General features: G+C 40.7%; 9 protein-coding genes. 2 read left to right on the top strand and 7 right to left on the bottom strand.

Translation table 11 applies throughout. The features are described from left to right. Positions 1-357: 357 nt before the first annotated feature. Both HCR01_RS13280 and HCR01_RS13275 read right to left on the bottom strand, forming a co-directional pair. Entirely contained in the window at positions 358-1,482 is a 1,125-nt protein-coding gene (locus HCR01_RS13280) for a precorrin-8X methylmutase (RefSeq protein ID WP_193196756.1), read from the bottom strand. 35 nt (positions 1,483-1,517) lie between these two features. Then, positions 1,518-3,062, bottom strand: a complete 1,545-nt coding sequence (locus HCR01_RS13275; protein ID WP_193196635.1) for a hypothetical protein — start codon at positions 3,060-3,062, stop codon at positions 1,518-1,520. Between the two features lie 325 nt (positions 3,063-3,387). On the opposite strand from HCR01_RS13275, the gene HCR01_RS13270 reads away from it, so the two are divergent. Next, positions 3,388-5,304, top strand: coding sequence for a heavy metal translocating P-type ATPase (locus tag HCR01_RS13270; protein WP_193196634.1), 1,917 nt, complete (start codon positions 3,388-3,390; stop codon positions 5,302-5,304). Here the strand turns inward: HCR01_RS13270 and HCR01_RS13265 are convergent. Continuing rightward, positions 5,269-7,668 carry a bifunctional serine/threonine-protein kinase/ABC transporter substrate-binding protein gene (locus HCR01_RS13265; protein WP_193196633.1) on the bottom strand — a complete coding sequence of 800 codons (2,400 nt, stop codon included), beginning with the start codon at positions 7,666-7,668 and terminating at the stop codon, positions 5,269-5,271. The two genes, HCR01_RS13270 and HCR01_RS13265, sit on opposite strands and share 36 nt — an antisense overlap. Positions 7,669-8,178: 510 nt before the next feature. On the opposite strand from HCR01_RS13265, the gene HCR01_RS13260 reads away from it, so the two are divergent. After that, complete coding sequence (locus tag HCR01_RS13260; RefSeq protein ID WP_193196632.1) at positions 8,179-8,439, top strand: MoaD/ThiS family protein; 261 nt, start codon at positions 8,179-8,181, stop codon at positions 8,437-8,439. 2 nt (positions 8,440-8,441) lie between these two features. Here HCR01_RS13260 and HCR01_RS13255 read toward each other — a convergent pair whose 3' ends face one another. The 4 genes from HCR01_RS13255 to HCR01_RS13240 all read right to left on the bottom strand — a co-directional run bounded on the left by HCR01_RS13255 (position 8,442) and on the right by HCR01_RS13240 (position 17,555). After that, complete coding sequence (locus HCR01_RS13255; protein WP_226889307.1) at positions 8,442-11,219, bottom strand: isopeptide-forming domain-containing fimbrial protein; 2,778 nt, start codon at positions 11,217-11,219, stop codon at positions 8,442-8,444. Positions 11,220-11,537: 318 nt separating this feature from the next. Continuing rightward, a complete protein-coding gene (locus tag HCR01_RS13250) occupies positions 11,538-12,170 on the bottom strand; it encodes a transposase (RefSeq protein ID WP_226889306.1) in 633 nt (210 codons plus the stop codon). A gap of 16 nt (positions 12,171-12,186) precedes the next feature. Further along, positions 12,187-16,011, bottom strand: a complete 3,825-nt coding sequence (locus HCR01_RS13245) for a TonB-dependent receptor (protein WP_413773946.1) — start codon at positions 16,009-16,011, stop codon at positions 12,187-12,189. Then, complete coding sequence (locus tag HCR01_RS13240; RefSeq protein ID WP_413773945.1) at positions 16,008-17,555, bottom strand: hypothetical protein; 1,548 nt, start codon at positions 17,553-17,555, stop codon at positions 16,008-16,010. The genes HCR01_RS13245 and HCR01_RS13240 overlap by 4 nt, the downstream gene beginning before the upstream one ends. Between the last annotated feature and the right edge of the window lie 147 nt (positions 17,556-17,702).

Genomic DNA, 17,702 nt, shown 5'->3' with positions numbered 1-17,702 from the left:
GTGTAAAACTATACTTTAAATCTACTTTGGCTTGTCTCAAAGTTATATTTAGCGACTGTTTATTGTTTTTTTCCGTATTTCAAATCAGCGCTTAAATCCAGAATTAAAGAGACTTTGGCTCATTTTAGGATATAGTTTTTTCAATTTGATTCTAGTGTTAGTTATCGGCCTGATTCAGATTAATTAAAATCATCAGAGCATTCATATTATGATAATTTATACCTTGATTGCAGAGTTTATTTACTTAAAATCCTGAAGGATTTATAGTGCAACTTATACCACGTTATTAGCATGTCGCCGCAATTATGGATTATTGAATTACTATAAAGTGGCTAAGTTTAATAAATTAAACATAATTTAACAATTTAGTGAAGCATCCTTCTTATAACAATGACAATCTGGCTTATCAATCAGTGACTCAACTAGGGCATTCAAGGTAGTAGCAGCTAAGGCCCCACCTCCTAAAGTTCCTTTAATAGTAATAAAAGGCACTTCGTTTTGTGTTAGTTGTCGCTTAGCGGCGGGAGCATGGCTAAAGCCGATGGGCATTCCAATCACTAGTGCAGGCTGAATTTTCTGGTTTGCAATGGCTTGAGAAGCTTCCAGTAACACTGAGGGAGCATAACCAATCACTAGTACACAACCCTTAGTTACTTGTTGCAACTTTTCTCGCCATTCCTGATGTTGCCAAAAAGCCAGTTCTGCCTCTGTGACAGTCGTGACGTGGGGATTATCAATTAATGTTTCAACTTGGCATCCCAAGTGAACTAATCGCGTTTGATCCAAAGCAGCAGCGACCGTGGGGATATCTACAACAATCCGACAGCCTGATTTGAGGGCTTCCCGACTAGCAGCGATCGCATCTTTACTCAATTTCACAAACGACACCAAGCTGACATCGCCACAAGCCAAAACCAACTGAGAAATTAAGTGTTGTTCAATTTCCGAACGGTGAGATAAATCAGGTAACAAGCGTTGTAGCGATTCGGGAAAAGCTTCTGAGTGCGTATGAACTTCGGCATCCAACCCACTCCAGAGTTGTTCGAGTCCTCCTAGTCCGGCTTGGGTTTCGACATCGAGTAATTTGAGTTGTGCCAAGACTTCAGCTTGCATAATTTGACAATGGCGATCGCGTCCTAGCAATCCTTCTAGTGCTGATGCAGTTTGCCGCAATTGGACAATTTGTTGCATGACATCTCGATATTGCTGTTGAAGTTGCCCGATCATGTTTATAGTTGTGTCTGCTTCTGGTTCCACTTCCAAAATGTGGCGGATATGGTTTAGTTGGAACCCTTGTTGTTTGAGTGCTACAATCCGTTGCAATCTGAGGACATCTTTCTTAGTGTAGAGACGATAATTGCTAGGCGATCGCACTGGTTGCGGTATTAGCCCCAATTGATGGTAATGCCGCACCATCCGAGGAGTTAAACCGCCTCCCACTGCATCAGTAAGTTCTTTAATAGTTAAGCAACTAGTATTCATCGGCAGCATATTATCTTTCTCACTGCTTCTCTACTTTATGCTTTATATACCCAGTAAAGATAATATCGTTCACTATCCACCCAAGCTCTCTCAAAGTTCTTGATAGGAATAATCTTTAAATTGTTTGAGTTTAAATTTAGTTTTTTATTTAAAATTAGTAAAATTTTGTTTTTGCTCTCTTGAGTCTTTAACAAAGAAGTAATTTGTCTTAATATCTCAGTTTGTTCGACATTTTGACGACCTTTTTTAAATATGGTAAAACTCCCCATTCTTTGAACTTCAGGATAGTAAAATTTCCGATTAAGATAACCTGATAATGCAGCCATATTTGCATCTCGACTAGCAACCATAAATTCATTCTCTAACTGAGATTTTTGAATGTAATGAGCCGTTTCATGACTAGCAGAAAATGGCATGATTAAATCTCTTGAAAAACTGCAAACTCCTCCAATAAACTGGATATAAAGGATTAACATAAAAGCAATATGATGCCATTTATGAGCCAATTTAAGTGAATTTTGTCGGATAGAAAGTTTGTTAATCAAAAATGTAGACTCTTGATAATAACTTTCCAGCCATAACGCGGCTATAAAAATTAAATAAAAATGACCAAAATGTCGAGGCGCACCTAAAAACCTTAAGTATGTAAATGCAAATATTATACAATTACCTATGGAATAGAAAAAGAGAGGAAATGGCTTTACACATAATTTAATTAAGGTTAAAGCTACAATAACTAGGGCAATTAAAGCACAAATAACTAAATCTAGCCATCTTTTATGTGATGGTATGATTAACAAAAAACTACCAAATAATCTACCTATGCTTCTCAACCAATGACGTATATCTAATTGAATCAACCATCCATTGTTTAACCCTCCATGAAGATAACTATCTGCCGGAGGAGTAATAATATAAATGGCTAAAAGAAAAGAAAATATGATAATAGCAATACTTAAAAATAAGTCATATTTTTGGCTTTGACTAAAATATTGCTTTCGATGTTCACTATCTAAACAAAATTCTACTAGCAAAGTCAATGACAAAGAAAATGATATAAATAAAGCATGTACACTACTATTCGCTAATAAACCCAATAATATCGCTAAGTAAAAGTAAGTTTTTTTTCTCGATGGGAAACCTATACAAAAGATAAAAATAAACAACATGCTGAATGCATAGTTTCTAGAAATTAGAAGATATTCATAAAAAGGAAAAAAGCCAAATGAAAAAAGAAGTTTTTGTTTGTAGTTAAAGGGGCTGTATAAGCAAAAAATAGCAACTGAAACAATTGTAATCGCCCAATGAAAAATTTGCATAACAACGGGAGTGTCAGCAAATTTCCTCAAAAAGGCAAGAGAAAAATACCACAGAACAGGATGTCCTTCATAATTAATATTTGCAATTAAGTTTCCAAAAGATTCACTGTCTCTGACAATTAACCAGGGATTTAGTTCATCTCGCCACATCGAATGGTTAAGAATACCTATTAAACCGAGAGCCGAAAAAATAATTATAATAAACCAAGGAGAACGAAAAGATAATATTGAAATATGATTGATTACTTTTTTGACTAGCATTGTTAATTAAGAGTTTTTTATCAAAATTAAAACTTTTAAAATAAATTTTCTTTTAACAATAAGTTTGTTAAAAGAAAGTTATTTCATATTTTTAAAGAGATCAACTTGTATTATTTGATAAAGCTAAATTCAAAATTTACTAACCTGCAAAATAGATACATTATTTCTAGTTTAGGATACAGCAAATTACTGAGGTTTCGTGATTTTTATGAAATTTAGAGTAAGTTTTTAATCTGTGCCTTTGTATGTTTATGACCTAGTAACTCTTGACATTAACATTAGTGTCAAGGTTTAGCGTGAGAAAGTCCCTGTTAATTCAACTCTCATGTACCCACAGCGTTTTACCCAATTTACCAAAGAACATACAGACACCTTAGCAGCCTTGCTCTGTGGCTTGCTGTTATTTCTCGGATGGTTCGCCTTGCATTTTGGCTGGTTGGGATTAGCGTTACTGCTGTTACCTGCTGCTTATGTGATAGGTGGTTACGAAAGTGCGCGTGAGGGATTGACTACTCTATTTAAAGAAAAAGAACTGGATGTAGATTTGCTGATGATTGTGGCGGCTGTTGGTGCTGCTAGTTTGGGCTTATGGCGAAGGGAATACTATTTAATTATTGATGGGGCGATTTTGATTCTCATCTTTGCTATAAGTGGCGCACTAGAAGGCTATGCAATGCGGCGAACTGAGCGGAGTATCCGCAGTTTGATGAGCCTAACACCAGACACAGCAAGGGTTTTGCGTCAGGAAAGGGAAGAGGAGGTTTCCATCAATCAGCTCAAGGTTGGTGATGAAATTGTTGTTAAACCCGGAGAGCTAATTCCTACTGATGGAATCATTGTGTCTGGTTACAGCACTATTAATCAAGCTGCAATTACAGGAGAGTCTTTACCTGTAGAGAAAACTGTAGGTGAGGAAGTATTTGCAGGTACACTCAACGGCTATGGTGCGTTACAAATTAAGGTACACAAACCAGCGGAAAGTAGTTTGATTCAGCGGGTGATTCGCTTGGTAGAACAGGCGCAGACTGAAGAACCGCCTTCGCAACAGTTTATCGATCGCTTTGAACGGGGATATGCAAAAGTAATTGTGGTAGCTGGGGTATTGCTAGCAATTTTGCCGCCATTTCTTTGGGGTTGGAGCTGGGAAACTACGATTTATCGCGCTTTGACTTTTTTGGTGGTAGCTTCTCCCTGTGCGCTGATGGCTGCAATTATGCCAACTCTGCTTTCAGGAATCGCCAACGGTGCAAGACAGGGAATTTTATTCAAAAATGGCGCTCAGTTGGAGAAGATTGGCAAAGTCCGGGCGATCGCCTTTGATAAAACTGGTACTCTAACAACAGGACAGGTGCAGGTATTCCAGGTAATTACAGCTAGTAAATACACGCAGACAGATGTATTGCAAGCAGCAGCAGCGGTGGAATCTGGCTCAGAACATCCCATCGGTAAGGCAATTGTGCAGGCGGCTAGTGATTTGGATTGGGTTAGTGCGGTTAAAGTGCAAGCGGTACCCGGACAGGGAATTGTGGGAATCGTCAAAGAACAAAAAATGATTGTGGGGAATGCCGCTTTTGTGCAACAGTATGTGATTGATTTACCTGAAGAATTGCGGGAAATGGCTCAATCCCTGGAGCAAGAGGGGAAAACCGTCGTTTGGGTAGCACAGGGACAGGAGGATAGGTATCAGGTGATGGGTGCGATTGCAATTGCAGACGAAGTGAGAAAACAAGCAGCCGCAACTATTACCCGCTTAAAGAAACTGGGAGTTGAGCAAATTGTCATGTTAACGGGGGATAATGAGGAAACTGCTCACAGCGTCGCCCAAGCGGTTGGGATTGATCGGGTATACGCCCAACTACTACCAGAAGATAAACTGGATATTATCCGTCGTCTACAGCAACAGTATCAAACTGTGGCTATGGTAGGAGATGGGATCAATGATGCACCTGCTCTAGCTCAAGCATCTGTAGGCATAGCAATGGGAAAAGCTGGTAGCGATGTTGCATTAGAAACCGCAGATATAGTACTGATGGCAGACAGGTTAGAAAAAATTGCCGTGGCGATACATTTGGGTAGGCGATCGCAAGCCATAGTCAAACAGAATATAGTCGTAGCATTAGGTTTTATTATGTTGCTTTTGGTGGGTAACTTTTTGGGAAATATCAACTTACCCATTGGCGTAATTGGGCATGAAGGTTCTACAGTGTTAGTTACTCTCAGTGGACTCAGATTGCTTAAATAAGTCAGTCATTGGCAAAGGTATAAATTCAATTTGTCCTGTTTTGCTATTCCGCACAACTTTAACTAAATGAATATTTTCTTGCTGGCGATCGCCATTTGGTTTAAAAGAGATCACTCCTGTGACTCCAGTTGCTTTAAAATTAGTATCAGCCATTGCCTGCTGCACATTTACACGACTGAGTGATGGGGTTTTTTCCAAAGCTGTCAGCAATGCACGAGTTGCATCGTAAGATAGTGCAGTATGCCAGTTTTCTGCTTTTCCCCATAATTTATCAATTTGTTTAGGTAATTCTTGCTTAAGAATACTTCTAGAATGCCAAGGTATAGCTACTACTGAGCCTGCTTCGTTTTCTGCTATTGCCTTGATTAGCTTGTTACTATCCAAACTATCGCCACCAACTATTAAATATTTATACTTTTTAGCATATTCGATTACTTGAACTGCTGGATCTGAGGTCAAACCGTCACTTGTAGGAAATAAAACTATAGCATCTGCTTTCTGTTCTCTTACCTGATCGATAGTGGATTCTAAATTATCAGACAAAGGTATCTCTGCTACTACTTGTCCACCTAATTCCGAAAATCTAGCTTTCATTTGTGCTTGTAGAGATTTACTATAGTTACTACCAGGATTAAAAAATATCGCTGCTTTACGTTTATTTTCTTGTTTGAGATAGTCAGCTAAAGTTTTGGCAATGACACGATTACTAGGAACAACACGAAAAAAGCAATTAGGATAATTTGTTTTACACACCGTTGACAAATCTTCAGATGTCGCTGTGGCAGAAACTAATAACAAGTTTTGTTCTTGATAAACCTTGACAGCTTCTATAGTTGTATCACTTCTGAAATGACCTATAACAGCTAAAACATCACGTTTTTTTACTAAATTTTCTGCTATTTTTTGGGAATCTTCAATTTTATTATTGTCACTAACAACTAAGACTTTTAAGCCAATTTTTTTAGTTTTATAGTCTCGATTAAATTCATCTTGTGCTTGAGCAACACCACGTAAAATCTGTCTACTTGAGTTGATACTGTCGTTATTGTTATCGCTGATAGGAGCGACAATAGCAATAGTGTAAGTTTTAATTTTTTCAACTGCGAGGCGGGCATTATTGAGGTAAATTAAAGCTTCCGGGTCATGATATTTTTGCCATGCTTGCTCTAACCAAATAATTGCTTCTTGGTAATTACCTGTTGCGATCGCCTTTACGCCCCTTTCTTTCTCTGGTAATTTGGTATTAATATTTGGCAAAAGAATTTCTTCACCACAACTCATATAGTCACCTAGCGGGAAACTCCTGAGCCAAATTTTTGAACACCCATCTACTCCATTTAAATACCAGTAGCCGCTAGGTAATCCCAGTCCAAATAAAATAGCAGCACCAGCTACCCAACTTGGAATACGCGGTAAAATAATAGGATTATTGAGGCGTTGCAAAATTACCTGCGTATTTTCAGGACGATTTTTCCAGTATGGCTCCATCATTTCGTCGAGTAAATCGAAAAGTAATCGCCTTCTGAATTTATCTAACCAATCTATCCAGTAACTTGAGTTATATGGTACTTTATCTCGCCAAATTAACTTAGCTGTTTGGTGATCTTCCTCAATGTTAAAAGGAGGTTTTCCAGTTAGTAAATGGACAAAAGTTCGTCCCAAAGCAAAGAAATCTGATTGCGCCACTGCGTTACCTTTCATCTGCTCTGGTGGTGAGTAACCTGGCGTACCAATTATTGTATGCTCTTGATGTTGCTGTAAATAAGTTTGTGCTAAATCTCTGACTGCTCCAAAGTCAATTAACACCAGTTGTCCATCTGGTCTGAGCATGATATTTGTCGGTTTAATATCGCGGTGGAAATATCCTTGAGCGTGAACTTGAGCTAAAATTTCTACTAGTTGCTTGAAATAGGCGATCGCTTGCTCTGGTGTTACAGGTTTATGATCGTGATTCTCTAACCATTGTTGCAAATTTAAACCCTCAATTTTTTCCATTACTAGGCAGTGTAATGGCTCTGGAAAATCGGGAAATTTCAATTCAAAATATCCGTCTGGATCAACTTTAGGAACTCCTGAATTGTTTAAGCGGCTCAATACCTCAGCTTCTCGCTTAAATAAATTGATGACTTTGTGTTTTTTTACTAAATCACTAAACCGAGATAGACTCAATACTTTAAGGACTTTTTTAATCCCGTTATCTTCTACCTCAAAAGTTCTAGCGAAGCCTCCAATACTCAAAAGTTTAATTACTCGATATCGATTTTCTATTAATAGATTTGCCCCACAATTACGGCAGAAAACTTTGCCGTTGTCATTCATTGGGTCAGCAGGGTTTGTACAATTGGGATTTAGGCAATAGCTCATATCTATCAGCTAAACGAGTATTTTAGTGGGGCAATCTGATCAATTCATCTAGCGCAGGCAACATCAACGGACAAGATACCCACGCTCTCAAGGCGTAAATTTGCTTGCAACCAAATTCACCCTAATACTTTTCGGATAAGCGCACTCTAAATCTCCTTTGTAGTATGGGTAAGGGTTAAAGGGTAAAGGGTAAGAAATAAATTTCAGCCTTTCCCCCTTGACCAAAAGGTATTGAAATCTACCCTGCACATCACAATTAAATTAGAGTTAAATTTATAATTTTTTAATAAAAATCAAATATCTTTAGTTTATAAAAAAATCAGCTTAATTCATCAGAGTTGTGATTAGAGAACGAAAAATAGTCAACAATGAGTACGACTGATTAATAACGATCATAGGATCTTCTTTGTTTATTTGTAGCTACATGCTTAGTAATGTATAATAAATTCCGGGAGTTCAGGCTGCTTGTCAAGTATTAAATTGCTTGCTAGTGCTGCTAAAGTATGTTGTATGTCTAAATCTGCAATTACCATTACCGTCAAATTATTTGCTGCTTATCAAGAAGCCTTTGGGGTTTCAGAACTGGTACTGAGAATTCCATCTGGTACACCGGTAAGTGCAGTATGCGATCGCCTCATAGCTGAACACCCTGAACTTACCCAATGGCGAGACGTAACTCGCTATGGGATTAATCTAATATTTGCCGAACCAGATACCCTATTGCAAGATGGCGACGAAGTAGTTTTAATTCCACCCGTCAGCGGCGGTTAAGCCTATTTCACCTTGGCGCGGAAGCGAATAAAGCCATAAGAGTTAGTTGGCGTACCAGATTGAGATGCTGCGGGTAAATTGGGTAAATCTGGACTGCGGGTAATATTCACCACCACAGCCCCATTAGTATTAATACCGCAATATGACGGTGTAGCTGGATCGTTAGCAAAATAAAAACGTCCGCGATCGCCTGAGTCTTCTATGTTGGTAAAGTAAACCGTAGGCGTATTAGAACTAATAGCAAAGGCAATACCTTGATTTGCTGTTGTTAAACCACCATCATTGGGAGTTTTACCATTAAAAGCAGTAGGAATAAAAGCAGTATTAACAGGAACTAAATCACAGAATTTAACATTAGTAGAGTTGCTAGGGCCCTTGGAGAGGAAGTAAATGGTGTATTCTAACTCATCCCCTGGCTTGACAGTGCCAGCATTAATCAATCCTCGTAAGTAGCTAGCAGGCCATTTACTATCATTATCGTCAGCAGCATGGGGTGCTGGTACATAGTTGGTAGCACTAACAGCAACATCGCTGCGACCATCCACAATATCATTTAAGTCCTGGCTATTAATGCGGGTGATGCGTTTAACTAATAAAAGCTTGGGAGTAGCAGTAACAACATTTGATGCTGTGAACAAAGTCGGATCATCGTCTGCGGTGTCGTTGGGATTGTTACCAGTATTCACATTATCGTTAGCAGTTTGTGAAAAGAAATTGCCGAGGGTAGGCGGGTTAGTAGTAGCGCCAGCAGAGTCTGCGTCAGTGAGCGCTGTGCCAACTGTTCCAGAAGGATTATCGGGTGTGTTAAAGTTAGCAATTGCCTGGTTACTGATTGCATTACCACCATTGGCATTATTAATTGTGGCAGTGATTGCGATCGTGATCGTGTCGCCTACACGCAAAGTACCAGAATTAGTAACAGCACCAGAGCCGTTGTAACTGGAATTGCGTGTAATATTATTCTCCGGAGTACTAGCAGTAATTGCCGCACTTACAAAGGTTAATTGTGCAGGCAAAGAATCATTAATGACAAAGTTGATAGCATCAGTGTTGCCTGGACTTAAGTTGGAGTAAGTTATTTGATACTGAACAATATCACCTACGGTAACTGTAGCGCTACCATCATTGTCTGTTAAGAAGCGAACAGATTTAGTTCCTCTAACATTTGCCTGGTTGTTTGTAGTAATCACTAGGGGAGTAGTTACTGCTTGACTAGAAAAGAATGTCCAAGTATCTATCCCCTTAAAGTCACCATAGCCGCTATTAAACTCATGCTCGCCTAGGGTACTATTTATTCCTCTGGCGGCATTACGGGGGTTAGTAACTCCTGTGCTACCCAAATTAATTAGTGTGCCATTAGCTGTTGTGTAATTGCTGTCGTTGTAATAAATTGTGGTTGAGCCGATGTTTTGTCCATTTTGATCCAAAATGTTGGGAAATGCCGCAGGAGGGTTTTCCATTGTAATTTTGAAGCCCGAAGGATTATTCTCAGCATCCAACATAGGAAAGTGATATTCCCCCACCCGGCTGGTAATTTGGGCATTGTAGGGCGCATTATTCGCCAAGGGTTGCAGGTTAACTCCATTAGCATCCTTGCCATCCCAAAACACCACATTAGAGCCGGCAGACACCGGATTTTGTAGCACTCTGTCAGCACTGGGGTCAAAAATGCCGTCGTTGTTGGTGTCAATGATGAGCTGATAACTTCCGGCTGTAGTAGAACTAAAACTAAAATAGCCCCCCACCCCAATGTAAGTTTGGTTCCCACTCCCCCCAGTCCCTCCAGTAAATTGGAAAGAAGTCGGTACTGCTGGAACAATTGGTGTTAAGGAAATACTTAAAGTATTTAGAGTCAGAAAGTCGGGTCGGTTAAAAAAAACTAAGTGGGTTATGTCCGTTGCTGTATCGGCAACATCGGGACGTTGGACTCTAACATTGCCAGCAAATTGGAGAGTATTATCAGTAGCACCACCAGCAGAATGGTAAACAGTGCTGCCATTTGTTTGGTCAATATACCCACGGCTATTAGCAAAAAAGACAAAGCCAAAGGGATCAACTCCATTCATATCGGTTTCGTACCGATAGCCATCTTTAGTTTGAATATAAAGCTTGGAGTTAAGTCCTAGGTCACTGGGAGCACCTAAACCAGCATTTGCTCCCATACTCATAGCAATGAAGTTAGTAAATACCCGCCCCTTTTGAGTAGTACCGTTACTATTTCTAACTGTGATATCCCAAGCAGCTACCGCATAATTTTGGTTGCCATCTATAGGGAAAGGATCAGTTACTCTTACTGGAGGAGGTTGAGCAGTAGCAGCAGGGTCGGGCGAACGAAACTCGACTGTATAAATACCCGTTTCTGTAGCAGTAAACTTGCAAGGGTCGTACCCACCTGTATTTGGTAAAGGGCCTGCTGTTTCTTTGATAACAGTGTTAATGAAACCCACACCAGTAGTGGCATTAACATTACAAAAACCATTTTGACCACCAAAGGGACTTGTATAAACAATATCTTGTGGGTTAGAGAAACTACTTTCAACACTAGAGCCAAGATTAACAGTTTCTCCTTGTTGAACGTAGACTTGAAATTTCGGTTTCCTGGTAATACCGGCAATAGTCGAGTTTGACCATTCCAAATAAGGTCTGTAACCACCATCGGAGACTAATTCTTTGCTGCCCTCAGCCCAGCCAGGCTGTATTCCCTGTCCCAGGATACATAGAAAAAAGGTTAAGTTACCCAATAATCGCCTTTGGTCGCTGCTTAGCAAGTGACATTTCATTTTTATGTTCATAAACAGTTTTTGCATTTGGCAACTATTATTTCCGGGTTAAGAAAAAGAGTAAATTAGGACATTTGCGTTAGGTTCCATGATGCTGTACTGACGATAAAAAGTATCTTCAGCTTTTAGATTACCCAAGGCGTAAGAAAATCTACCATTCACATTCACATTCCCTGTAGAGACGTTGCAATGCAACGTCTCTACAATGGGATTTTTTTAAATTAGTATTAAATAAAAATTTCATTGCATAATTCTAATAACAATACGCAATCAAAAAAAATGTCGTATTGCGACGTCTCTACGATGGAAGTATAAATATCACATCCATAAATTTGCAGTATTATTTTTGTCTTTGTCCCATTTGGTGGGATTATTAATGATATATTCTCGAATGCGGTCTAAAGAACCGTCAGCACGAATAATGTGTTCATAAAATCGGTTTTGCCAACCAAAATCTTCAAAACCATTTTTCCTACACCAACGGGTAACGGCAGATTTGTATGATCGCGCGATCGCGCCCAATGAACCCGCTTTAGGAGATATGTTAGACATGAATTGTTGTTGTGTAATGTTGCATAATACATCACGTTTTGTAGAGACGTTGCATTGCAACGTCTCTACATTTTGGGGGCGGTCGATCACAATAATGCCGTGTACGTGATTGGGCATGATTACATAGATATCGATGTAGATGTAATCAAAATGGTTGGGAATATCTGACCAGAATTGTTGGGCTATTTCTCCAATTGCAGATAACCGCATCTCACCCTCATTAATATTCCCAAATAAATGGAAGCAATCGCTCGTACAAATTGTCAGGAAATACGAACCGTTGGCAGCATAATTCCGATTTTGTAACCGAGTTGACTCGACGCGATATTTACCCTTAAATTTTGGTTTGGTTATAATGACAATTCCAAATTTGCGCCGTGTAGAGACGTTGCAATGCAACGTCTCTACACAACGTTTAAATTGATTCTGTTCTCTTCGGTTCTTGTTGCTGGGGTGGTGTAATTTTTTGCTGTCCAAAACCATCAAATAATTCGTTGAGTTTAACCGTTAAACCTAAATAGAAGCCACCTGCGGAACGTGTCCCGGAAAAATCTCGGTCATCGACTTGACCAAAAACATATCCAGTAGAAAGACGCAAGTTAGGAGTAAGATAGTAGCCTGTTTCTATAACAAAGCCTGTTTCAGTGTAGTTATCTTGACCAATCCAGCGAGCTTCACCCACTAAATCCATGCTGTATCCCAAACGATATGTAGCTCGGATTTGCGCTAGATTTACCATACTAGTGCCAGCTAAATCACTGGCTATGTAAGATGTGCTGTTACGCAAGGCATACTTGCCATAAAATTCCCATTGCCAATTGGGTGCATAGATAGCTTCTAAAGCAAAGGTATGGTCTTCAGAACCCGTACCAGTGCCTAAAAAAATGGTGTCAGGAATCACAGCGGGATTTTGACGATATTCATACCGCAACAAAGCATTGAACTGATCGTTGTTGGGGTCGCGGTAGGCTAAACCCAGCTTTAAGTTAACCGTATCTCCCAGTAGTCCCGTCAGCTTTTGATTAGAAGAATTGGCTTGTTGATAGCGGATTAAGGCTGTGAGAGCCGGAGAAATCTTACCCGTAGCAGCAGCAGAAATAACAGTGTTGGAACCACCAGACGAGGTGCGATGCTCGTAGCGAGCGCTGGCCTGAAACTGCGGATTATCACTGTATTCTAGTCCGACGCTGTAGCTATCGCCTCCATTAAATGCGATCGCCGATGCTGCTTGACCAAAGGCGTAAGGTTGAGCAAATTGCTGACCCGTCGCAGTCCGTCCGAAGAAGCTGCCAAATACGTGTTCATAAGCTAAGTTCAACCGCAACCCAGGAGCAATAGACCAACGGTTATTTAGACCAATTGCCCCTTGGGTAGTCATTTCGTTAGCACCACCCAAAATAGAATAACGACCAGTCAAAGTGGTATCGGGCCCAAGTTTGTGTTCACCGTTGACACTTAAACTGGTGATGGAGTTACCCAAAAATTGACCACGAGTGTAAAACTGTTGAGCAAGACTAACATTGACACCAGGAATCACCGCCCAATTCAACCCCAAGACGGTACGGTCTGGATAAACACTATCCGTATCAGAAGATAAGGTGAGTTCATTTTGCGCTTGGAAAGTCAGGTTCTTGACGATGGGAACTGAAAGGCGTGAACGCAACTGATCAGAATTACTATTTAGAGCATTGCTAGAGATGCGGTCTTCCCGATGACGATGAATCCAATCCACATCAACGGTAGCGCTACCCAAGCGTTGTTGAATGCCGGCAGTAATTGTTGTTAACGAATTATCAACTTTACTACCGGGTATCGCCTCAGAACGTGGTGCAAACAGTTCCTCAAAAGTATCTAGCGGTTGGGGTGCAATACCGAAATTATCTTCGTGGTCATATTGCACTCTGACGTTAGTGCTTGAGGTCAATTTTCCTGTTACCTGCGCTCCATAGCGAGTTTGTCCTGGGACAAAGCTGATAGTGGCATTATTAGCAAAGCCTGTATCAGCAAAGCGATAATAGGCCCGACCTTGAATACCATTAGCAATCTGTCCCTCAGCTTCCAAGCGGTAGGCATCACCGCTAACCTTTCCCATGAATTCAGAATCATTAGTAGAGTGGGCATATTCTGCGATTAACTTACCCTTGTCACCTAAAGCGATGAGTGCATCTGCGCCATAGAGTTGAAAGTCACGCACCCCCTGATTTTCTTGAATATAAGTTGCTCCTAACCAACTTTCAGAGTTGAGTTTACGAGAGAGGTTATATTGCAGGCGACCAGCATAGATATTGCTATCAGAGTCTTGGCTGTCATATTGATAGCTAACAACAAGCCGACGTACTAATACTTGTCCAGTCTGATCAATATCGGTGCGAAGCAGAGGTTCGCGGAATAATAAAGTACCGCGATCGTAATCTATCTCATAGTCTGGCCCTCGATTTAGTTGTTTGCGTTCTAGTACAGTCCCAGGACGATTGAGTTCTTCTAACTCGATAAAGACATTTTCGCTACCTGGTTGTAGTAGTCTGCGAGAGAGGAAATAATAACCACTAGTGCCATCGGGAGCAATGGTATCTCGTTGAAACCCTTCTAAGTGGTTGCCATAAAAACCTGTAATTTGTAGGTTTCCTAGGTTGTAGTTAGCTTTAAAGCCGTGAAGCTGACGAGTGATAGAAGTAAATTGCTGTGATAGACGAGCAAATTCTTCAGTATTGTAGTCACCCCACATGGCGTAATCAGGAGCAGATCCGGGGATACGAGTTGAACGCTCGAAACGCAGAAATACGCTATCAATTGAAGGGGCGATCGCATCAACTTTGGAGCTATCGCCGTAGACAGGATAGTTTTGCTCGCTAAATTGGTAGGTTCTAAATAGGCGATTATCACAGTTGCAATCTTCGTTGAGACTTCGAGAACTGTTGTATGCACCCGTAAACAGCCACTCACCGATCGCACCCGTCGCAAATACTGCTGAGTGAAAATCCAATTGCGTTCTATTGTCTTTGTCAGGAGGCAAGAAATCACGGAAACTTCCATAATAATTTGTCCCTCTAGCACCCAAACGCAAATCCACTACCCCTGTCACCAAGCTGGGACGCAATGCTGTTTCAAATTGCAGTTGGGTGAAGGCTTCTAAATTATTAGCTATTGCTCGAATTCGGACAATTTGCGCTTTGAGATGCGATCGCAAAGTAGCCGTGAATTGTCCTGCTTTCGCCTCCACCTGAAATCCAGGTTGATCGGGTTTGTAGTCAGTTCCAACCAAATCCCCAGCCGAAGGTATCAGGGTGACAACAGCATCCCGGTTAGAGCGATTACCATTTGCATCCACAAGTTGACCCCGAATTGTAGCCGTGGAACGTCCATCCGCTGGTATCCGAGATTCAACCGTTTCTATAGTTAGTTGCTGTGGCGCTCCTCGTACCGCTATCCGCACTGTCACAGGAAGTTCTGTCGTTCCCAATACTTGTGCAGAGATGGTGTTATCACCTTCTTTTAACGAGACACCGTACCATGTCTGCGTTACTAAGTTAGTGCTGACATCGCTCTGTGTCCGTCCCACTAAAGAAGGGTCTACCAACTCGCCATTCACTCGCAATTCCACCTGACTACCAACGGGAAATTGCACAATCACAGTGGTAGCTGCGACATCTACAACACTGTCAACCGTGGGCGTCAGTATTTTTACGGTTGTTGAGTTTGGGGAGGGGGGAATTTTGTCTTTGTCTTCAGCTACTACTGCAATTTTCTTTAAGCCTTTGGGTAATTGGGTATTAGTTGCTGGTTGAAATGGTTGTATTTCTCTTGTGTTTTTGGCTATTGCTGCAATTTCCCTTAAACCTTTGGGTAATTGGGTATTATTTGCTGGTTGAAATGGTTGTATTTCAGTACCAGTTGGCTTAAAATTTTGGGTTGTAGTTTCAGTGGATATGCTGTATCTTTTGTAATTTTCTTGATTATTGATACTAGTAACAACTGGTAAAGATGTTGTGGAAAAGAGGTTTTCGCTAGTTTGAGTTTGTATTTGCATATCCTCAATGGCTTCAGCTTTGACTATGGTGGGATACAAAACGAGGCTGATAGCTCCTATAAAAAACCATGTCCATAAGAGACGTGGTTTTTGGTCATTGGTAATTTTTCCATATCCCATATCCCGTATCCCCCAAGCAGCGAGGCGGCTTGACGACAACGCCACAAACAAGGTTCTCTCGCCGCTTTCCATAAAGTGAAGTCTCGGTTTCATTTATTGACTTGCTCCTGGAAAGTGGGAGTGACAGCGAAGTTCATGCGTACCAAACCCCCAGGCTCTAAGCGCACCAAGCGAGATTGGCTATTGCGTTCCCGAAATTTCCGGTTGGGCGCTAGGGTGTAACCGGGGAGACTACTGAGGTCTAATACACCCGTGTGGCTTCCAGGCAAGACATTGGCTAAGGAGAACAAACCGTTAGGATCTGTGGTGATACGGTTGCCATCCTCCATAAAAATCACTGCATTGGGTATCCCTGGTTCACCAGGTTGCTGTTCACCGTCAAAGTTTTTATCAACAAATACACGGCCGATGATCGTGCCACAATCTGAGACAATCCCCGGTCGAATTTTCAACTGATGTGTTACTGGGCCATCCTTGGTACTAAAACCGTTATCAGCACGTTGTGCATTGACGATCGCACTGTTGCGACCATTACCTCGTAGAGAATCACTCGTTAGTTGAGCAGCATAGGCAATATTTAGGACTTTCTCTGTAGGAATTATTGCCTGTGTGCGAAATAATACAGTATTGCCGTTACGTTCTGAGGTTATGGTAACTGGTTTACCATCGAGTTCACCTCGCACAGATTTAGGCGAGAAGTTAAATCCTAAAGGCAGATTGTCAGTGACAACTACATTATTCAAATCACTATCAGCCAGATTTTTCACTGACAGGCGATAAATCACCGTATCTCCAGGTTCAGCAGTGGCGCGATCGCCTGTTTTGATCACCTGCACCTGATTTGCTTGACACATATTTGTGGTAAGTTCAAATGCTAATAAGTCCAGTCCCACTACTTCTGCATTCGGAACAAAGACAACTGTGCCTTCTATCTTGGTGTCGCCTGTAAGACTAATTGGTTGACCGTCTAGAGATGTAGCAATATATCGAACTACACCGTTATTAACACTGACAGTACTTCCAACAATTTGAATCTTGAGCCGTCGCTGCTTGTAAATTGAATTTTGTGGTGGATTAACTACAAAAATGTAGGTTTTTCCTGCATCTGTCTGACCTTTACTCGGATCAAGTAGAAAATTATAGATACCTGCGGGATTATTTGTAATGAAGTAAGGGTTACTATTCTCAGTGTTCGGTGCTTTTCCACCAGGAATATTGTTGTTAGCAATATCAGGTAACTCTGTCCGAGTCAAAGAAGTCAATTTTCCTAATTCTGTCCCTGTTGGATCACTAAGATTCGGTTCGTATAAGCTGACTGAAAAACCTTTATAGTCAGGTATAAGTGCGCCTGCACAACCTAAAATCCGCCCTATTGGGTCAATTAATGGATTAGGACTCAGATTAATCTGACTAGAAATTCCTTGAAAATTATAATTACTGGTAGAATCTGTATAAGTATAAGTAGCTTGATTTATTAAGTTGATTACAGACTGAAGACCAACCTGATTGTTATTATGTTGCGCGATCGCTGGTATCGGTGTGGTATGCAAAACACTTCCTAAAAGAATAGTTGCTGTTAACCGTCGCCACCAGCGCTTACTAGAAGTAATTTGCTTTTTGCTGTTAGGAAGAATCACTTAACATATCTCCTCTGGGTCGCCACATCTTCTGTTAATTAATGGATTTGCTATCTCTGAAATCTATAACTTTTAAATAGCATTTACCCACAAGCTAACTGCTGCAAGTAGTTCCACTGGCTCTTTCAAAATCTATTTCTCTTAGTG

Source organism: Nostoc sp. MG11, assembly GCF_014904695.1.
GTDB lineage: Bacteria > Cyanobacteriota > Cyanobacteriia > Cyanobacteriales > Nostocaceae > Komarekiella.
Note: the sequence above shows the minus strand (reverse complement) of the source record. Positions and strands in the feature narration are given on the sequence as shown.